A 14,689-nucleotide genomic window follows, 5' to 3' on the forward strand; every position below is an offset into this window, starting at 1 on the left:
TATGCTAAACTCAAATTATTTAATTCAAAAAAATAAAAAATATGAAGAAGAACCAATCTGCATTGATCAAACTTGTTCAAAAAGCTAAAAACTCAGGATTATTTCTTGTTTTATTAGCGACATCGGCAGTTGTAAATGCTCAGCAAAATAATCAGACGGTTACCGTAAACGGTCAAACGTTTAAAGATTTAAATAAAAACGGAAAATTAGATCCTTGGGAAGATGCGCGTCTTTCCGTGGATAAAAGAATAGATGCGATTGTTAAACAAATGACCAACGCAGAAAAAGTAGATGTATTGATCGGAACAGGAATGCCCGGAATTGAAGTGCTGACAGGTCCTGTGGGTGATTCAAAGCAAGGTCTTGTTCCTGGAGCAGCGGGTGGAACAGCTTCTTTCGAGAGATTTGGAATTCCTGCGACAGTAGTTGCCGATGGTCCTGCGGGGCTAAGGATTGCGCCGACCAGAGATCATGATTCAAAAACCTATTATGCAACAGCATTTCCCGTGGGAACAGCCTTAGCTTCTACATGGAATAAAACCTTGCTAGAGCAAGTAGGAAAAGCAATGGGGAACGAAGTAAAAGAATATGGAGTAGACGTATTATTGGCTCCGGCGTTGAACATTCACAGAAATCCATTGAACGGAAGGAATTTTGAATATTATTCTGAAGATCCTTTAATTTCAGGGAAAACAGCTGCTGCCATTGTAAACGGAATTCAGTCTCAAGGAGTGGGAACTTCCATCAAACATTTTGCGGCTAATAATGAAGAAACCAATCGTTTGACGATCAATGCTCATGTTTCAGAACGTGCGATGAGAGAACTCTATTTAAAAGGTTTTGAAATCACGGTTAAAGAATCTCAACCCTGGACGGTAATGTCTTCTTATAACCTGTTAAACGGAGTGTATACTTCAGATAGCAAAGATTTACTGACTCAGGTTTTAAGAAACGAATGGGGTTTCAAAGGAATTGTAATGACCGACTGGTTTGGTGGTTTCCCGGGATTTGAATCCATCAAAAACGGCGGAATTTCTGATGTTGTAAAACAGATGAATGCAGGGAACGATCTTTTGATGCCGGGAATTCCTGCACAGAAAAAAGTACTTCTAGCTGCACTTGATTCAGGGAAATTATCTCAGGAAGTTGCCAATGTAAATGTGAAAAGAATTCTGGAATATATTTTTCGAACTCCGACTTTCGCACACTACAAATACAGTAACAAACCCAACCTTGCTCAAAATGCAGAAGTGACAAGAAAGGCAGCTACAGAAGGAATGGTTTTGCTTAAAAATGATAACAATGCATTACCTTTTGCCAACAAACAGAAAGAGGTTTCTTTATTTGGAGTTACTTCTTACGCTTGGATCACGGGTGGAACAGGAAGCGGAAGTGTGAATAATAAACACACCGTTTCATTATTGGAAGGGCTAAATTCTGCAGGATATCAATTGGATAAAGAATTGGTAGATCTTTACAAACCTCATGCAGAAAAAGAAATAATTGCAGAAAAAGAAAGAAGAAAAGGAAAAGGAATTTTAGCGTTACCTGGAAGACTTTCTGAAATGAAAATGGATGATGCTTTCCTTGCTAAAAAAGCTGAAACTTCAGAAATTGCTTTCGTGACCTTAGGAAGAAACTCTGGTGAAGGTGGTGATAGAGTTGTTGATAATGACTTTAATCTGGCAACTGAAGAAATTGAAATGCTGGATAAGATTTCAAAAGCCTTCCATGCAAAAGGTAAAAAAGTAGTGGTGATCTTAAATATCGGCGGTGTTATTGAAACGGCATCATGGAAAGATAAAGTAGACGCTATTGTATTGGCTTGGCAACCTGGTCAGGAAGGCGGACATTCTGTAGCAGACGTTGTTTCAGGGAAAATAAATCCTTCCGGAAAACTGACAATGACGTTCCCTGTGAAATATGAAGATACTCCTTCTGCGAAAAACTTCCCGGGAGTTCCTGCTGAAAACCCGAAAGAAGTAACGTATGAAGAAGGAGTGTATGTGGGATACCGTTATTTCAATACCTTTAACGTAAAACCTTCGTATGAATTTGGCTTTGGAAAATCATACACCAGTTTTGATTATTCGAACATAAAAATAAGTTCACCTACTTTTAAAGATAAATTGGAGGTGAAGGTTACAGTTAAAAACAACGGAAAAGTAGCCGGAAAAGAAGTGGTAGAATTATACCTGTCTGCTCCAAACCAATTAATCGACAAACCAACATCAGAACTGAAAGCTTTTGCAAAAACGAAAGAATTACAGCCTGGTGAGACTGAAACGATTACTTTACAACTTAATCCAAAAGATTTAGCCTCATTTATCACCGAGAAAAGTGCATGGATTGCTGAAAAAGGAAAATATAAAGTTGCTGTTGGCGCATCCTCTTTGGACATCAAACAAACTGCTGAGTTTGAAGTAAATTCAGATCTTGTTGTAGAAAAAGTGCAGCATGTTTTCCCTGCGGATAAACAGTTTAAGGATTTAAGACCTTAAATTTGTTTAAACTTTTTTTAACCACAAAAGAGGCAAAAGATTAACACTTTAGTATTTTAAGTTAATTGTTAAACTGCTAATTAGACTCAGTAGGTCATGTTTGAAATCATTTTTTGATTAAAAAGATTAACGCAAAGTTGATGAATAATTTCGCTTTATTTTAAGTTGGCAAAGTGATGCGACTTCGTCGCTGATGAAGTTGTATGCCTATCCATACGCTTCGACGAATCAATGAAGTTGATTCTATTCTTTGCTCCCTGAAAACATATGTAATAAAGCTAAAGCTTTGCGTTAGAAAAATAGGTCATCAGTACATTATCTTTTTAATCAGAAAAATCCTTAAAGAATGTGATTTAGATAAAGATTTGAATGGTATACAAAAAATCAAATTTAGAAATTTAAACAGGCTCTTAAAATAAACAACAAAAAGAGGTTCGCAATGAACCTCTTTTTTAATACGTATTATTCAATCCACCATCCAAAGGGATATTGGTTCCTGTAAGGTAAGCAGCATATTCAGAGGCTAAAAAAGCAACCAAATGACCATATTCTTCAGGCTTACCCAATCTTTTCATAGGAATTTTATCTTCTCTACCTTTTTTTATTTCTTTCACAGATTGATTGTTTTGTTCTGCTTCGTGATCGATCAGTTTTTTAATTCGTTCGGTATCAAAATATCCTGTCAGAACATTGTTAACCGTAATGTTATATTGTGCCACTTCATTAGCCAACGTCTTTGCCCAAGCTGCCACTGCTGAACGAATAGAATTTGAAAGCACTAAATTATTAATCGGTGATTTTACCGACAGAGAAGAAACATTGATAATTCGCCCGTGATTTTGTCTGATCATATAAGGCAACGCTAAATTTGTGGTTTCACAAACCGTTTTAAAAACCAGATCAAAAGCTTTCTGATAATCATCCACATTCTTTTCTAATGCAACTCCAGGCTCGGGACCATTGGTATTATTAACAAGAATATCAACCGAATTATTTTTAAAATACTCCGAAATAATGCCTCTATATTTTTCAAAATCTGAAAAATCTGCTACTAAATAGTTATGCTTCTGCTCTTCATTAACAATGGGTAAAGAAGCCACAAAGTTTTTCAACTTCTCTTCATTTCGAGCCATTACGGTGACGTTTGCCCCGCATTTTGCCAGTTCCAGAGCAATTCCGGCTCCGATTCCTTCAGTAGCTGCTCCTACCAATGCATTTTTTGATATCAGTTGAATATTCATGAATTTGTCTTTTTAAATTAATCTTTTCATTAAATTGTAATAAATGTACAAAAAGCACTTGATTTTAAGATAGAGAATTTAATGGTTCCCTGATTACTGTAGAAAATTTAAATATTTTGGTGAATCGCAAAGACGCAATTAAGATTAAAAATAATGTTTTTAAGGCGCAAGGATTTTATCTGTGATAAAATTGATTTCGTGTGATACTAAATATTTGCTGAAAATCTATGATTTTCTTGCGCCTTAAAGTAGTGTAATGATTAAAAATATTTGCTCCTTTGCGATTTTACAACAAAAAATTAATTAAACACTCGAAAATAGATAATTTGTACAAATCTTTTTTTACAAAAAGAAGTACCTTTGCTGATCTTTAAAAAATATTCTTTGCTGATTGATTTTATAATTAATCATTAACAATTTGAAATACATCAAAAGTCAAGAATTCTATAACTAAATTTGAAGTAAATTTTTACCATGCAGATGAGCGCTTCTAACGGTATTTCGCGTACTGTAATTTGGCTAATGGCCATTATTTCCGGACTTGTAGTGGCCAACAATTATTATAACCAACCTTTATTGGGACTTATTTCTAAAGATTTAAATGTTTCTGAAAGTGCAGCCAGCCGAATTTCTATGCTTACTCAGATAGGATATGCGGTTGGATTATTAATGATTGTTCCTTTAGGAGATAAATTTTTCCGCAAAAGATTAATTTTAATTGATCTATTTCTAGTTTTTGGATCGTTATTATGGATGACATTTGCCACCCAGTTATGGATGTTATATGCTGCAAGTTTACTAATTGGAGTAACATCTGTAATTCCTCAATTATTTATCCCGATTGCCGCAGAACTATCATCTGATAAAGAAAAATCTTCCAATATCGGAACCGTGATGTCAGGCTTATTATTAGGAATTCTTTTGTCAAGATTTATAGGCGGAATTGTAGGCGATGTCTGGGGATGGAGAGCCATGTTTGGAATCGCTGCAGGATTAATGATCTTGGTATGGTTTGCCGTTTACAAAATGCTACCCGAGATGCAACCTAATTTTAAAGGAACCTATAAAGAATTGATGCGTTCTGTGGGACACTTGGCTAAAACACAGCCTATTTTACAGTTGGCTTCATTCCGTGGAGCGATGGCTTTTGGGTCGATGTGTGCTTTGTTTACAACATTGGTCTTCCACATGGAAAAACCGCCATTCAATGCAGGGGCATCCGTTGTAGGAAGCTTCGGATTAGCTGGTGCGGTGGGTGCTTTAGCTGCTGCGAAAGTTGGAAAACTTCAAAAATTCTTAGATATCAACAGAATTATTTCTTATTCTTTATTGGTTGTGTTGGGAAGTTGGGCGTTCACGTATTTTGGAGGCGAAACGTATTGGGGACTGATTGTAGGCGTAATCCTTGTGGACTTAGGTGTACAATCGAGTCACATTATGAATCAAACCAATTACTTTTTAATAAAATCTAATGCGGTTAACAGATTGAATACCGTGTACATGGTGTGTTATTTCATCGGCGGATCATTAGGAACATGGCTTGCTTCAATCGCATGGCAATATGCGCAATGGGATGGTGTTTGCTTCGTGGGAGCATCCTTTGGTTTATTAGCTTTAATTGCTCATATCCTGTTCTGTAACAAGGTGAATAAAGAGACTGGAAACTAGATTCTTTAAAAGTTTAAAATATTTCAATAAATCTCATTAATTTTCATCAACTTCCAATAGTTGCTCTTTTACTAATTTTTTGTGCTTTTTTCCCCAATCTTCCAACTGTTTCCAAATGGGAATCAGTTCTCTGGCTATTTCTGTTAATTCATAATCTACTCTTGGAGGAACTTGGGCATACACAGTCCTTTTTAGTAAACCATCTTTTTCCATTTCTCTTAAATGTAGGGTAAGCATTCTCTCTGTGATCCCTGAAATTCGGTCTCTGATCTCACTGAAACGCAATTTGCCGTTTTCAAGCTTACATAAGATCAAGAGTTTCCATCTTCCTCCAGTTTTGCAAACTGCATACGTTAAATCACATTCCGTAATGTATTGTGAATTAATACTGTTCGTTGAATTTTCCTTTTTCTTTGCCATTACTTACAAATTTGTTAGTACCATACAATTAACTGTGTACAGTGCAAATTTAGGGTTTGTTTTTTACTTTTGCTCCCTCAAAATAAATAAACGTGCAGAAAATAATAGGAACGCTTCTCATTCTGGGAACTATTTCCTGTAAAAACATCAGTAATACCAAAAGACAAACAAATATGCAATTAACCCCTAAAATAGGTAAAGTACTAGACTATTTACCAAAAATAGAAGTATTCGACAGTCAGAATCCTTTAGAGATTAGTCGAAAAAATTATGAGATCATGACTCAGCAACTGAGTGGTAAGAAAGAACCGGTTGCAATAATCGAAGAACTAAATATTCCGGCAGAAGATCATCAAGTCCCAGTTAGAATATACAGACCTAAAGGCGTCACTTCAAAATCGCCTGCTATTATTTACATTCATGGGGGTTGGTTTATTTCCGGTGGTTATGAAACTCATGATGCAATCGCCAGAAAATTAGCGAATGCAACAGGTGCCATAATTTTGTTTGTAGAGTACCGTCTTGCGCCTGAACATCCTTTTCCTGCCGGATTAAATGATTGTAAAACGGCTGCAGAATGGCTTATTCATAATGCTGAAAAATTAGGAATTGATTCTCAAAAAATCGGGATTATTGGGGACAGCGCAGGGGGAACATTAGCCACGGCTTTAACGACTCAATTGGGAAATCAATTACAATTTCAGGTTTTAATTTATCCTGCCGCTGATAATACGCTCAACACAACATCTTGGGAAACTTATAAAGACGGTCCGGTTCTTAATAAAGAGTGGGGATCACAAGCATGGAAATGGTATTTATCATCCGAAGAAGACCAAAAGAATCCATTAGCTGTTCCTATGTTAATAAAAGATTTTACAGAAACGCCTCCCACGTTGGTTATTGTAGCAGAACATGATCCTTTAAGAGATGAAGGCGAAGTACTGGCCCAACACATGAAAGACTCGGGAATCTCAGTGAAAACCAGCCTTTATAAAAATATGGTTCATGGGTTTATGCACATGGGAATTATTCTCGATGAAACCCAATCTGCCATTGAAGAAATCGCAGAATTTACGACTGAAAATTTAGAAAAATAATAGACTTAAAAAAAATGAAAAAATTCGCATATATAGGATGTTTGGGCTTTCTGGCCGTTATTACTACCGAGTTCGGTGTGATTGGTATTCTGCCTCAGATAGCAGAGCATTATCAAATCAGTATCGATAAGGCTGGCTATTTATTAAGTGCTTTTGCGTTGATTATTGCGCTTACAGGACCTTTTATGACATTATTGATGTCGGGGTTTGACCGTAAAAAAGTAATGTTTGCTGCCATATTTATGTTTCTGATCACGGGAGTTGTTTCCTCATTTTCGCCCCCTTTCTGGTTGCTGATGTTGGTGAGAATATTGCCTGCATTTTTACAGCCAGTTTACATTGCAAGTGCATTATCGGTTGCAGTCTCTAACGCCGATAAAAAACACAGCAATGAATTGATGGGGATTGTATTCAGCGGTGTTGCACTGGCTATGGTAACTACGGTTCCTTTTGCAACATGGTTATCGAGTGTTTGGTCTTGGGAATCTTCTTTTATCGTTCAGTCTGTTGTGAGTGTAATTGCTTTAGCAGGAATTTATTTTTTACTGCCTCCAATGCCTGTAAAAGAGAAAAAATCTTATGGAAGTCAGCTTAAAATATTAGCACAACCTACGTTTATCATCAGCACGCTGATGAACTTTTTCATGATCACAGCTTGGTTTTCCACCTACAGTTATTTTGCTGATTATCTGAACAAAGCTAAAGGAATGGACAGCACAATGATCAGCTATATGCTTTTTCTATTCGGGATTATCGGAGTTTTCGCCAATTGGATCTCGGGAAAAATGCTGAATAAAAATATAACCGGAACCACCGCTTTTTTCCTTTCCGGAACTATTTTAGTCCCTGTTTTATTATACTTTTCAGATGGAAATTTACTTGCAACGATTGTAGTTATTGGTATTTGGGGCTTTCTTTATTCTCCAAGTTTCCTTAATGCTTCCACTTATATGATCTCTTCAGTACCTCAATCACTGGAATTTGCCAACAGCCTGGCAACGTCATTCGGTAATTTAGGTGTAACACTTGGAACAACGGTGGGCGGATGGATGATTATCACAAAAGGGGTAGAATTTAATCCTTGGATTGGACTTGTTTTCGGGATTCTTGCCTTCATCATGATAGGAGTGAGAAGCCTGTTGGAACGCAGAGAAAAAACTGTGGTACTATGCGGGGAATAAACCGTAATATATTTGGTTGAAATAGCCAGATATATTAACTTTGATTGACTTAAAATAAGTGAAGAAATCTTTACAGAAGATTCATTAAAGTATTAAAATAAGAAAAAATGAAAGTAGAAATCTGGTCGGATGTAATGTGTCCGTTTTGCTATATAGGGAAACATAATTTTGAACAGGCGCTTGAGAAATTGCCATTCAAAGATGAAGTAGAAGTAGAGTGGAAGAGCTTTCAGTTGGACCCGACTTTAGATCCTTCGGAAACAAAAACTACCACTGAATATTTTAAAGAAAAGAAAGGATTTCCTGATGCTCAGGCTAAGCAAATGATTGGTCAGGTAGCACAGATGGGAGCAATGTCGGGAATTAATTTTAATTTTGAAAAAGCATTAATTACCAATACATTTTCATCCCATAAATTAATTCATTTAGCTAAAAAATACAACAAAGGTTCTGAAGCAGAAGAGGCTTTATTTGAAGCACATTTTCTGGAAGGTAAAAATGTTGGTGATCTTGAAGTACTGGTTTCTATTGCTGGAAAATTAGGAGTTGATCAGGAAGAAGCAAGACAGGTTTTAAGTTCTGATCAGTTTGATAACGAAGTAAATCAGGATATTACAGACGCAAAAAATAATGGAATTAGCGGTGTTCCCTTTTTCATTCTGAATGGTAAATATGCCGTTTCAGGGGCACAACCTGTAGAAGCTTTTGCAGAAGCCCTTCAACAGACGTATAAAGAAACCATAGTTCCTTTTAAAGATATTTCTAACGGTGGAGCTTCTTGTGATGCCGATGGTTGCAGCATTTAGTATTCTACTATTTATATAAAGAGCATCCTTGAAAAAGGATGTTCTTATTTTTACAGCTATTTTGTATTTTTATTAATTTCGATCAATAACTAAAGGATATCTACAAGTATCAAAAATATACCAATCTCTCTGCCCATGTATGCAAAGTTTCATATTTTCTATAAAGTGGTCAACAGCTTCCTGATGCTCACCAAAATTTGGTAATGAATTACAAATGGTTAAGATTTCAGAAACATCGTTATCGTGAATAGCAACAGACATTTCGTAAGCAGTATGCAAATCTGTTTTATTCCAATATTGATTAATCAATATTAAATTCATTACATCTATTCCCTGCTCTCTTTTTACAGAAAAATAATCATTCGTCCATGCCAAAATATTACAGAAAAGATCTGCCATTCTTTTAAAAGGAGGCGAGTAATAAATATGATCAGGCAATATAAGGCCTTCACTTAATTCAAGTAGAGCAAAAAGCGGATAAACACAAACAGATTTTTGTCTCACTCTGGTGTATTCTCCAACAGTTGGCCATATCATTGGTCTTTTATAATAAAGTTCTTCAGTCATTCCTTCCAAATAAAGATGAACAGATTCTGCAAAATGTTTCATCCATTCTTTAGGCATCAGTTTATTCATATCATCTCTTATAGCTGCCATTTCTATAAATATAGGAAGATCATCAGCATGAGGATTATATCCCTCAAACAAAATACGATCATATTTTTCCTGTGTCTCTTTGTGTACTTCTTCACTCAGCTCATCAAGATAATCATCATTAATAAGGCCCCAAAGTAGGAATCGGGCAATAGTTATTAAATTATCCCGTTTTGCAGTAGGATACATCCTTGCAGCAAAATGCCCGCATAATGTTACACTGGCTTGAGACCTTTCAAGGGTATCATTTTGTTTTGCCTTATAGACGTTTTGAATCCACATTTCACTCATTTCCTCAGTCTCATGAACAAGAGGATGAAGACCCCGGTTTTCAAAAGGATAATCAAGGGTAGGTAATTGTTTCGTTTCCATTGTGTTATGATTGTTTTAAGAATTAAATTTAATGAAAATTATTATTAAATATCACATTTTAGAGAGTTTTATTAGATTTAGGTTAATCCATAAGCCTTTTTACGTATTTTAGAGTACAATAAGACGAAAAGAAATAACCAGAATTAAATCTCAATTCTTAATTTTGTTTAATATTTACTTATCCATGATAAAAATAAACGACGAACTTCATTATCCTGTTTCCGATACGCTTTTTGTTTTTGCTTTAGATTCAGAAGCCGGGGAAGATTTTAATGATAAAAATAAATTGGTTACAGGAATCGGCAAGGTAAATGCGGCCATGGAATTAACCAAAGAAATTCACCTCAGAAAGCCAAAATTGATTGTGAATTTAGGTTCGGCAGGAAGTAAAAGTTTTCATAAAGGTGAAGTTATTTGCTGCACAAAATTTATCCAGCGAGATATGGATGTAAGAGGTCTTGGATTCAGTTTATATGAAACACCCTTGTCCGGAATTCCGCCTGTGTTGGAATATGGTTTGAAAAAGCAGGAGCTAAAAGAAGGCGTTTGCGGAAGTGGCGACAGCTTTGAAATGAATCATTCTGAAACCGATTATAATATTGTAGATATGGAAGCCTATCCATTAGCATTAATTGCGATGAAGGAAAATATTCCGTTTCTATGTTTAAAATATATCTCAGATGATGCCGGAAGCGATGCTGCAGACGATTGGGCGGTACAGGTACATTTGGCTTCTGAGGCTTTTAAGAAAATATTATTTTCATAGCTTTTAATTAAAACACTAATCAATGGCATCAGTTATTATTAATAAGGCTTCTTTTGAAGACCTTGAAACCATACAAAATATCGGAATCCAAACGTTTTCTGAAACCTTTGCAGAAAGTAATTCTGAAGAAGCAATGAAAACATATCTTGAAAAAAGCTTTAATACAGAAAAAATTAAATCAGAACTTAATAATCCCGATTCATTTTTCTTTATCGCTTGGGAAGAAGATGATGCAGTAGGGTATTTGAAATTGAATTCCGGACAGGCTCAAACGGAATTGCAGGATGAAACTTCTTTGGAAATTGAGCGTATCTACGTTAAAAAGAGTCATCACGGTAAAAAAGTTGGACAGTTATTGTACGACAAAGCATTAGAAACAGCGCAACAACAGAAAAAAGGATATCTCTGGTTAGGCGTTTGGGAAGAAAATCTAAGAGCCGTAAATTTCTACACAAAAAATGGTTTTGTTGAATTCGACAAACATATTTTCAGATTGGGAGATGATGAACAGACCGATTTAATGATGAAAAAAATGCTGTAATATTCTAAATTTCATGAATTTCAGAATCCGTAAAAACATAGAATCTTCCGCCTTTCGGAAGATTTTTTGTATCTAAGCCTGTAAACTCGCTAAAAGCAGGTAACAACAACTGATTTTCCGTCTGTACAAAGCAGGGAAGCCTTATTTTTTTAACAGTAGAATTAAGCACAACTCCGGGATGAATATGACCTGTAATCTGAAAACCTTCAATTGATTTATCAAAATCGTGTACAAAAACAAAATCGTTAATTTTTAATTGATTGGCTCTAAAATCAAGACCTAATTTTTGAACTAAAGTTTTTGAAATTCGGTCATGATTTCCTTCAACGAGATAAAATTTTATATTTGAATATTGATTTTTCCAGATACAGAATTCGTCAACATCAGAATTATCGCCGGCATGTAAAAGATCTCCAACCACAATAAATTTTTCAGGTTTAAAATATTCTATTAAAATTGATAATCGCTCTAAATCATTTTTCATGATATGATTGGCTAAGGCAATTCCGTTTTTTCTGAAATGAGCAGTTTTTCCGATATGAAGATCGGATAAAATCAAAGCTTTTTCCTTTTTCCAAAACAACGCACGCTGATTGGTTAAAGTAAAAATTTCGTTTTGAATTGTTGTATTTTTTGTTGCTAAATTCATTTTAATATATATAATCAAACAGCTTTTTGAACAGTATCTTTGCCATGCTGCAAGCATCTCTACAAAGTAAGTTTAGATTCCTCTGGAATGACAAACTTTATGTATAATTTTAATAATCCAAACTGTTTTTCAATAGAGTGTTTGCTTGTTTATTAAACATTTATACATCATAAAATTCACCCTTTTTTCATTTCTTCTTCGCCTGTTCAATCAATTTTTTAATCCTTGCATCTAAACCTTCGCTTGATAAGGTCTGTCGTAAACTATCTACTTTTATCGGGAAACTTAAAGGGGTAAAAGTATTGGCAAATTTCAAAATAATTTTTGACTTTTCTATTCGTTTAAAGGCTTCCACCAATCTTTGTTCCTGCAACTGCATATTGAAAACTTCGGTGTAGGCCTGTCTTACCAAGAAATGATTGGGATCATAATCTTCCAATACTTTGAAAATCAATCCTGCAGAACTTTGCAACGCTTTATTTGATCGCTGTTGTCCCGGAAAGTTTTGAATCACCATTCCTGAAATTACGGCAATATCACGAAACTTTCTTCTCGCCATTTCTGCCGAATTGATACTTGAAATTACATCAACCATCAAATTATCTCTGGTTAATATTTTTTGTAAATTATCTTCATTTAAAGGAATTTCTTTATCGCTGAACAATTCAAAACCGTAATCATTCATCGCCATTGAAAAGGAGATTGGTGCCAATTTTGAAATTCGATAAGCAATCAATGCCGCCATGACTTCATGCACCAAACGTCCTTCAAAAGGATACATAAATAAATGATAGCCTTCGCGGTTTTTAATTAATTCTACCAAGAACTCATCCTCTTTCGGAATATGAGAACGTTCTTCCTGTTTTGCCAATAATGGATGTAGAAATTTCAGTTCTTTCTCGGAAGCTTTTGGATTCAATGCGCCAGACAGTTTTTCTCTTAAAAAATGACCTAGATTAGAACTTAAAGGTAATCTTCCGCCCAAATAGCTTGGCGCCATCGCTTTCCCTTTTGATAATCGAACATAGACTGTCATGTCTTTCACAATCGCGACTTCCAAAACTCTTCCGGCTAATATAAATTTTTCTTCTTTTTTTAATCTTGAGATAAAATATTCCTCAACCATTCCGATATAGCCCCCTGAAATAAATTTCACTTTTAACATCGCATCACTTACGATGGCCCCCATATTCATACGGTGAAGCATCGCTATTTTTCGGGAGGTCACTTTAAATAAACCATCTTCCATGATTACTACCTTGTGATATTCTTCATAGCTTTTTAAAGCACTTCCGCCAATCGTTAAAAATTCAAGGATGTTTTTCCATTCTTCGTCTCTAATTTCTTGAAAAGTATAAATTTGTTTAATCCTTTCATAGGTTTCTTCAGGATAAAATCCATCACCAATCGCTAAAGTCATTAAAAACTGAACCAACACATCAAAACACAACACCTGCGGATCACGAGGTTCAATTACTTTTTGTTTCACAGCTTCTTTCAATGCTGCAACCTCAATCAACTCTAAAGAATGAGTAGGAACACAATATATTTTTGAGGTTTCAAAAGGGGAGTGACCGCTTCGTCCGGCTCGTTGAAGAAATCTTGCAACACCTTTTGCAGAACCTATTTGTATTACAGTATCGACGGGTTTAAAGTCAATTCCTAAATCTAAAGATGATGTGGAAACAACGGCTTTCAATTTGCCATTGCTCAAGTTTTCTTCAATCCAGATTCTTAGATGAGCATCGATCGAACTATGGTGAATCGCAATCTGACCCGCAAAATCCGGATAAGCTTCCAATAATAATTGATACCACATTTCACTCTGACTTCGGGTATTGGTAAAAACAATCGTTGATTTGGAAGCTAAAATAATCGGAACCACTTTATCCGCCAGTTTATGTCCTAGATGTCCCGCCCAAGGCAAAATTTCTACTTCATCAGGGAAAACCGGAATAATATCAATCTTTTTATGTTCTTTGGCGGTAATTTTAGTCTTTTTAATAGCATAAGGAATTAAAGTTTCCAACGCTTCATCTAAATTTCCAATCGTTGCGGTTATTCCCCAAATTTTCATTTTTGGAACATATTTTCTTAATTGAGAAATAGCTAATTCAACCATAACTCCACGTTTTGAACCCAACAATTCATGCCATTCATCTACCACGAAACATTGGAGGTTTGTAAAGAATCGGAGGTGGTTTTTCTGTCCGAGAAGAAGATGTAAACTTTCAGGAGTTACCACCAAAATATCAGGCATATTTTTCACCTGTTGCTGTCTTACTTTAGGATCTGTATCACCATTTCGAACGCCTACAAGCCAATCTAATCCGATCTCATCAATCGCTTCCTGCATTGCCTTTGCAATATCTTTTGACAGCGAACGAAGAGGAGTTACCCAGATCATTTTTAATCCTTTTGTATATTTTTCAGGATGCGTTAGAAAATCTGAAATTAGGGCTAAAAAAACGGAAAAAGTTTTACCAAAACCAGTCGGAGCAATAACCATTCCGCTGTATCCATTGCCAAATTTTCGCCAAGTTTCTATCTGAAAATTGAAAGGGGAATTGCCTTTATCAGCCATCCATTGTTGAATGACCTTAAATCCGTCGGTATTTTTAAATGCAGCCAATTTTTTGTTTTTTGATTTTTAGCGCTAGGTTCGCGAGGATATTTTAAAAATATTTTCTGCATACTTTTTCGTTCGCAAAGGCGTTCCACTCAGCCAAGGTTTATTGCTATCATTCGCTGAACGAAGTGCCCTTGTGAACTAAAAATATTTTCAATTTTAAA

The 14,689-nt window shown here is 35.5% G+C and carries 12 protein-coding genes; 7 read left to right on the top strand and 5 right to left on the bottom strand.

Annotated elements, in window-relative coordinates:
* The first annotated feature begins 41 nt into the window (after nt 1–41).
* Complete coding sequence (locus BUB80_RS01010) at nt 42–2,501, top strand: glycoside hydrolase family 3 C-terminal domain-containing protein (protein WP_073290057.1); 2,460 nt, start codon at nt 42–44, stop codon at nt 2,499–2,501.
* A gap of 452 nt (nt 2,502–2,953) precedes the next feature.
* Here the strand turns inward: BUB80_RS01010 and BUB80_RS01015 are convergent, their stop codons facing one another.
* Nucleotides 2,954–3,742, bottom strand: a complete 789-nt coding sequence (locus BUB80_RS01015; RefSeq protein ID WP_073290059.1) for an SDR family oxidoreductase — start codon at nt 3,740–3,742, stop codon at nt 2,954–2,956.
* 474 nt (nt 3,743–4,216) lie between these two features.
* Here BUB80_RS01015 and BUB80_RS01020 point away from each other — a divergent pair, with 474 nt between their 5' ends.
* Nucleotides 4,217–5,410: an MFS transporter gene (locus tag BUB80_RS01020; protein ID WP_073290061.1), complete on the top strand. Its 1,194-nt coding sequence runs from the start codon at nt 4,217–4,219 to the stop codon at nt 5,408–5,410.
* A gap of 36 nt (nt 5,411–5,446) precedes the next feature.
* Here the strand turns inward: BUB80_RS01020 and BUB80_RS01025 are convergent, their stop codons facing one another.
* Nucleotides 5,447–5,830, bottom strand: coding sequence for a winged helix-turn-helix transcriptional regulator (locus BUB80_RS01025; RefSeq protein ID WP_073290062.1), 384 nt, complete (start codon nt 5,828–5,830; stop codon nt 5,447–5,449).
* 92 nt (nt 5,831–5,922) lie between these two features.
* Between BUB80_RS01025 and BUB80_RS01030 the strand changes: the two genes are divergently transcribed.
* The 3 genes from BUB80_RS01030 (at nt 5,923) to BUB80_RS01040 (ending at nt 8,914) form a co-directional block, all read left to right on the top strand.
* Complete coding sequence (locus BUB80_RS01030) at nt 5,923–6,927, top strand: alpha/beta hydrolase (RefSeq protein ID WP_228433627.1); 1,005 nt, start codon at nt 5,923–5,925, stop codon at nt 6,925–6,927.
* A gap of 14 nt (nt 6,928–6,941) precedes the next feature.
* The gene (locus tag BUB80_RS01035) at nt 6,942–8,108 is read left to right on the top strand and encodes an MFS transporter (RefSeq protein ID WP_073290064.1); all 1,167 of its coding nucleotides are present in this window, start codon (nt 6,942–6,944) and stop codon (nt 8,106–8,108) included.
* A 107-nt stretch (nt 8,109–8,215) separates the two neighbouring features.
* Nucleotides 8,216–8,914: a DsbA family oxidoreductase gene (locus BUB80_RS01040; RefSeq protein WP_073290066.1), complete on the top strand. Its 699-nt coding sequence runs from the start codon at nt 8,216–8,218 to the stop codon at nt 8,912–8,914.
* A gap of 72 nt (nt 8,915–8,986) precedes the next feature.
* Here BUB80_RS01040 and BUB80_RS01045 read toward each other — a convergent pair whose 3' ends face one another.
* Complete coding sequence (locus tag BUB80_RS01045; RefSeq protein ID WP_073290068.1) at nt 8,987–9,940, bottom strand: terpene synthase family protein; 954 nt, start codon at nt 9,938–9,940, stop codon at nt 8,987–8,989.
* Nucleotides 9,941–10,124: 184 nt separating this feature from the next.
* On the opposite strand from BUB80_RS01045, the gene BUB80_RS01050 reads away from it, so the two are divergent.
* Both BUB80_RS01050 and BUB80_RS01055 read left to right on the top strand, forming a co-directional pair.
* A complete protein-coding gene (locus BUB80_RS01050) occupies nt 10,125–10,706 on the top strand; it encodes a 5'-methylthioadenosine/S-adenosylhomocysteine nucleosidase family protein (RefSeq protein ID WP_073290070.1) in 582 nt (193 codons plus the stop codon).
* A 22-nt stretch (nt 10,707–10,728) separates the two neighbouring features.
* On the top strand, nt 10,729–11,247 hold the full coding sequence (locus BUB80_RS01055; RefSeq protein ID WP_073290072.1) for a GNAT family N-acetyltransferase: 519 nt from the start codon (nt 10,729–10,731) through the stop codon (nt 11,245–11,247).
* A gap of 4 nt (nt 11,248–11,251) precedes the next feature.
* Here the strand turns inward: BUB80_RS01055 and pdeM are convergent, their stop codons facing one another.
* Both pdeM and BUB80_RS01065 read right to left on the bottom strand, forming a co-directional pair.
* Nucleotides 11,252–11,896: a ligase-associated DNA damage response endonuclease PdeM gene (gene pdeM, locus BUB80_RS01060; protein WP_073290168.1), complete on the bottom strand. Its 645-nt coding sequence runs from the start codon at nt 11,894–11,896 to the stop codon at nt 11,252–11,254.
* 187 nt (nt 11,897–12,083) lie between these two features.
* A complete protein-coding gene (locus BUB80_RS01065; protein ID WP_139262465.1) occupies nt 12,084–14,528 on the bottom strand; it encodes a ligase-associated DNA damage response DEXH box helicase in 2,445 nt (814 codons plus the stop codon).
* Nucleotides 14,529–14,689 lie beyond the last annotated feature (161 nt).

The sequence above is a fragment of the Chryseobacterium polytrichastri genome (assembly GCF_900142445.1).
Lineage (GTDB): Bacteria > Bacteroidota > Bacteroidia > Flavobacteriales > Weeksellaceae > Chryseobacterium > Chryseobacterium polytrichastri.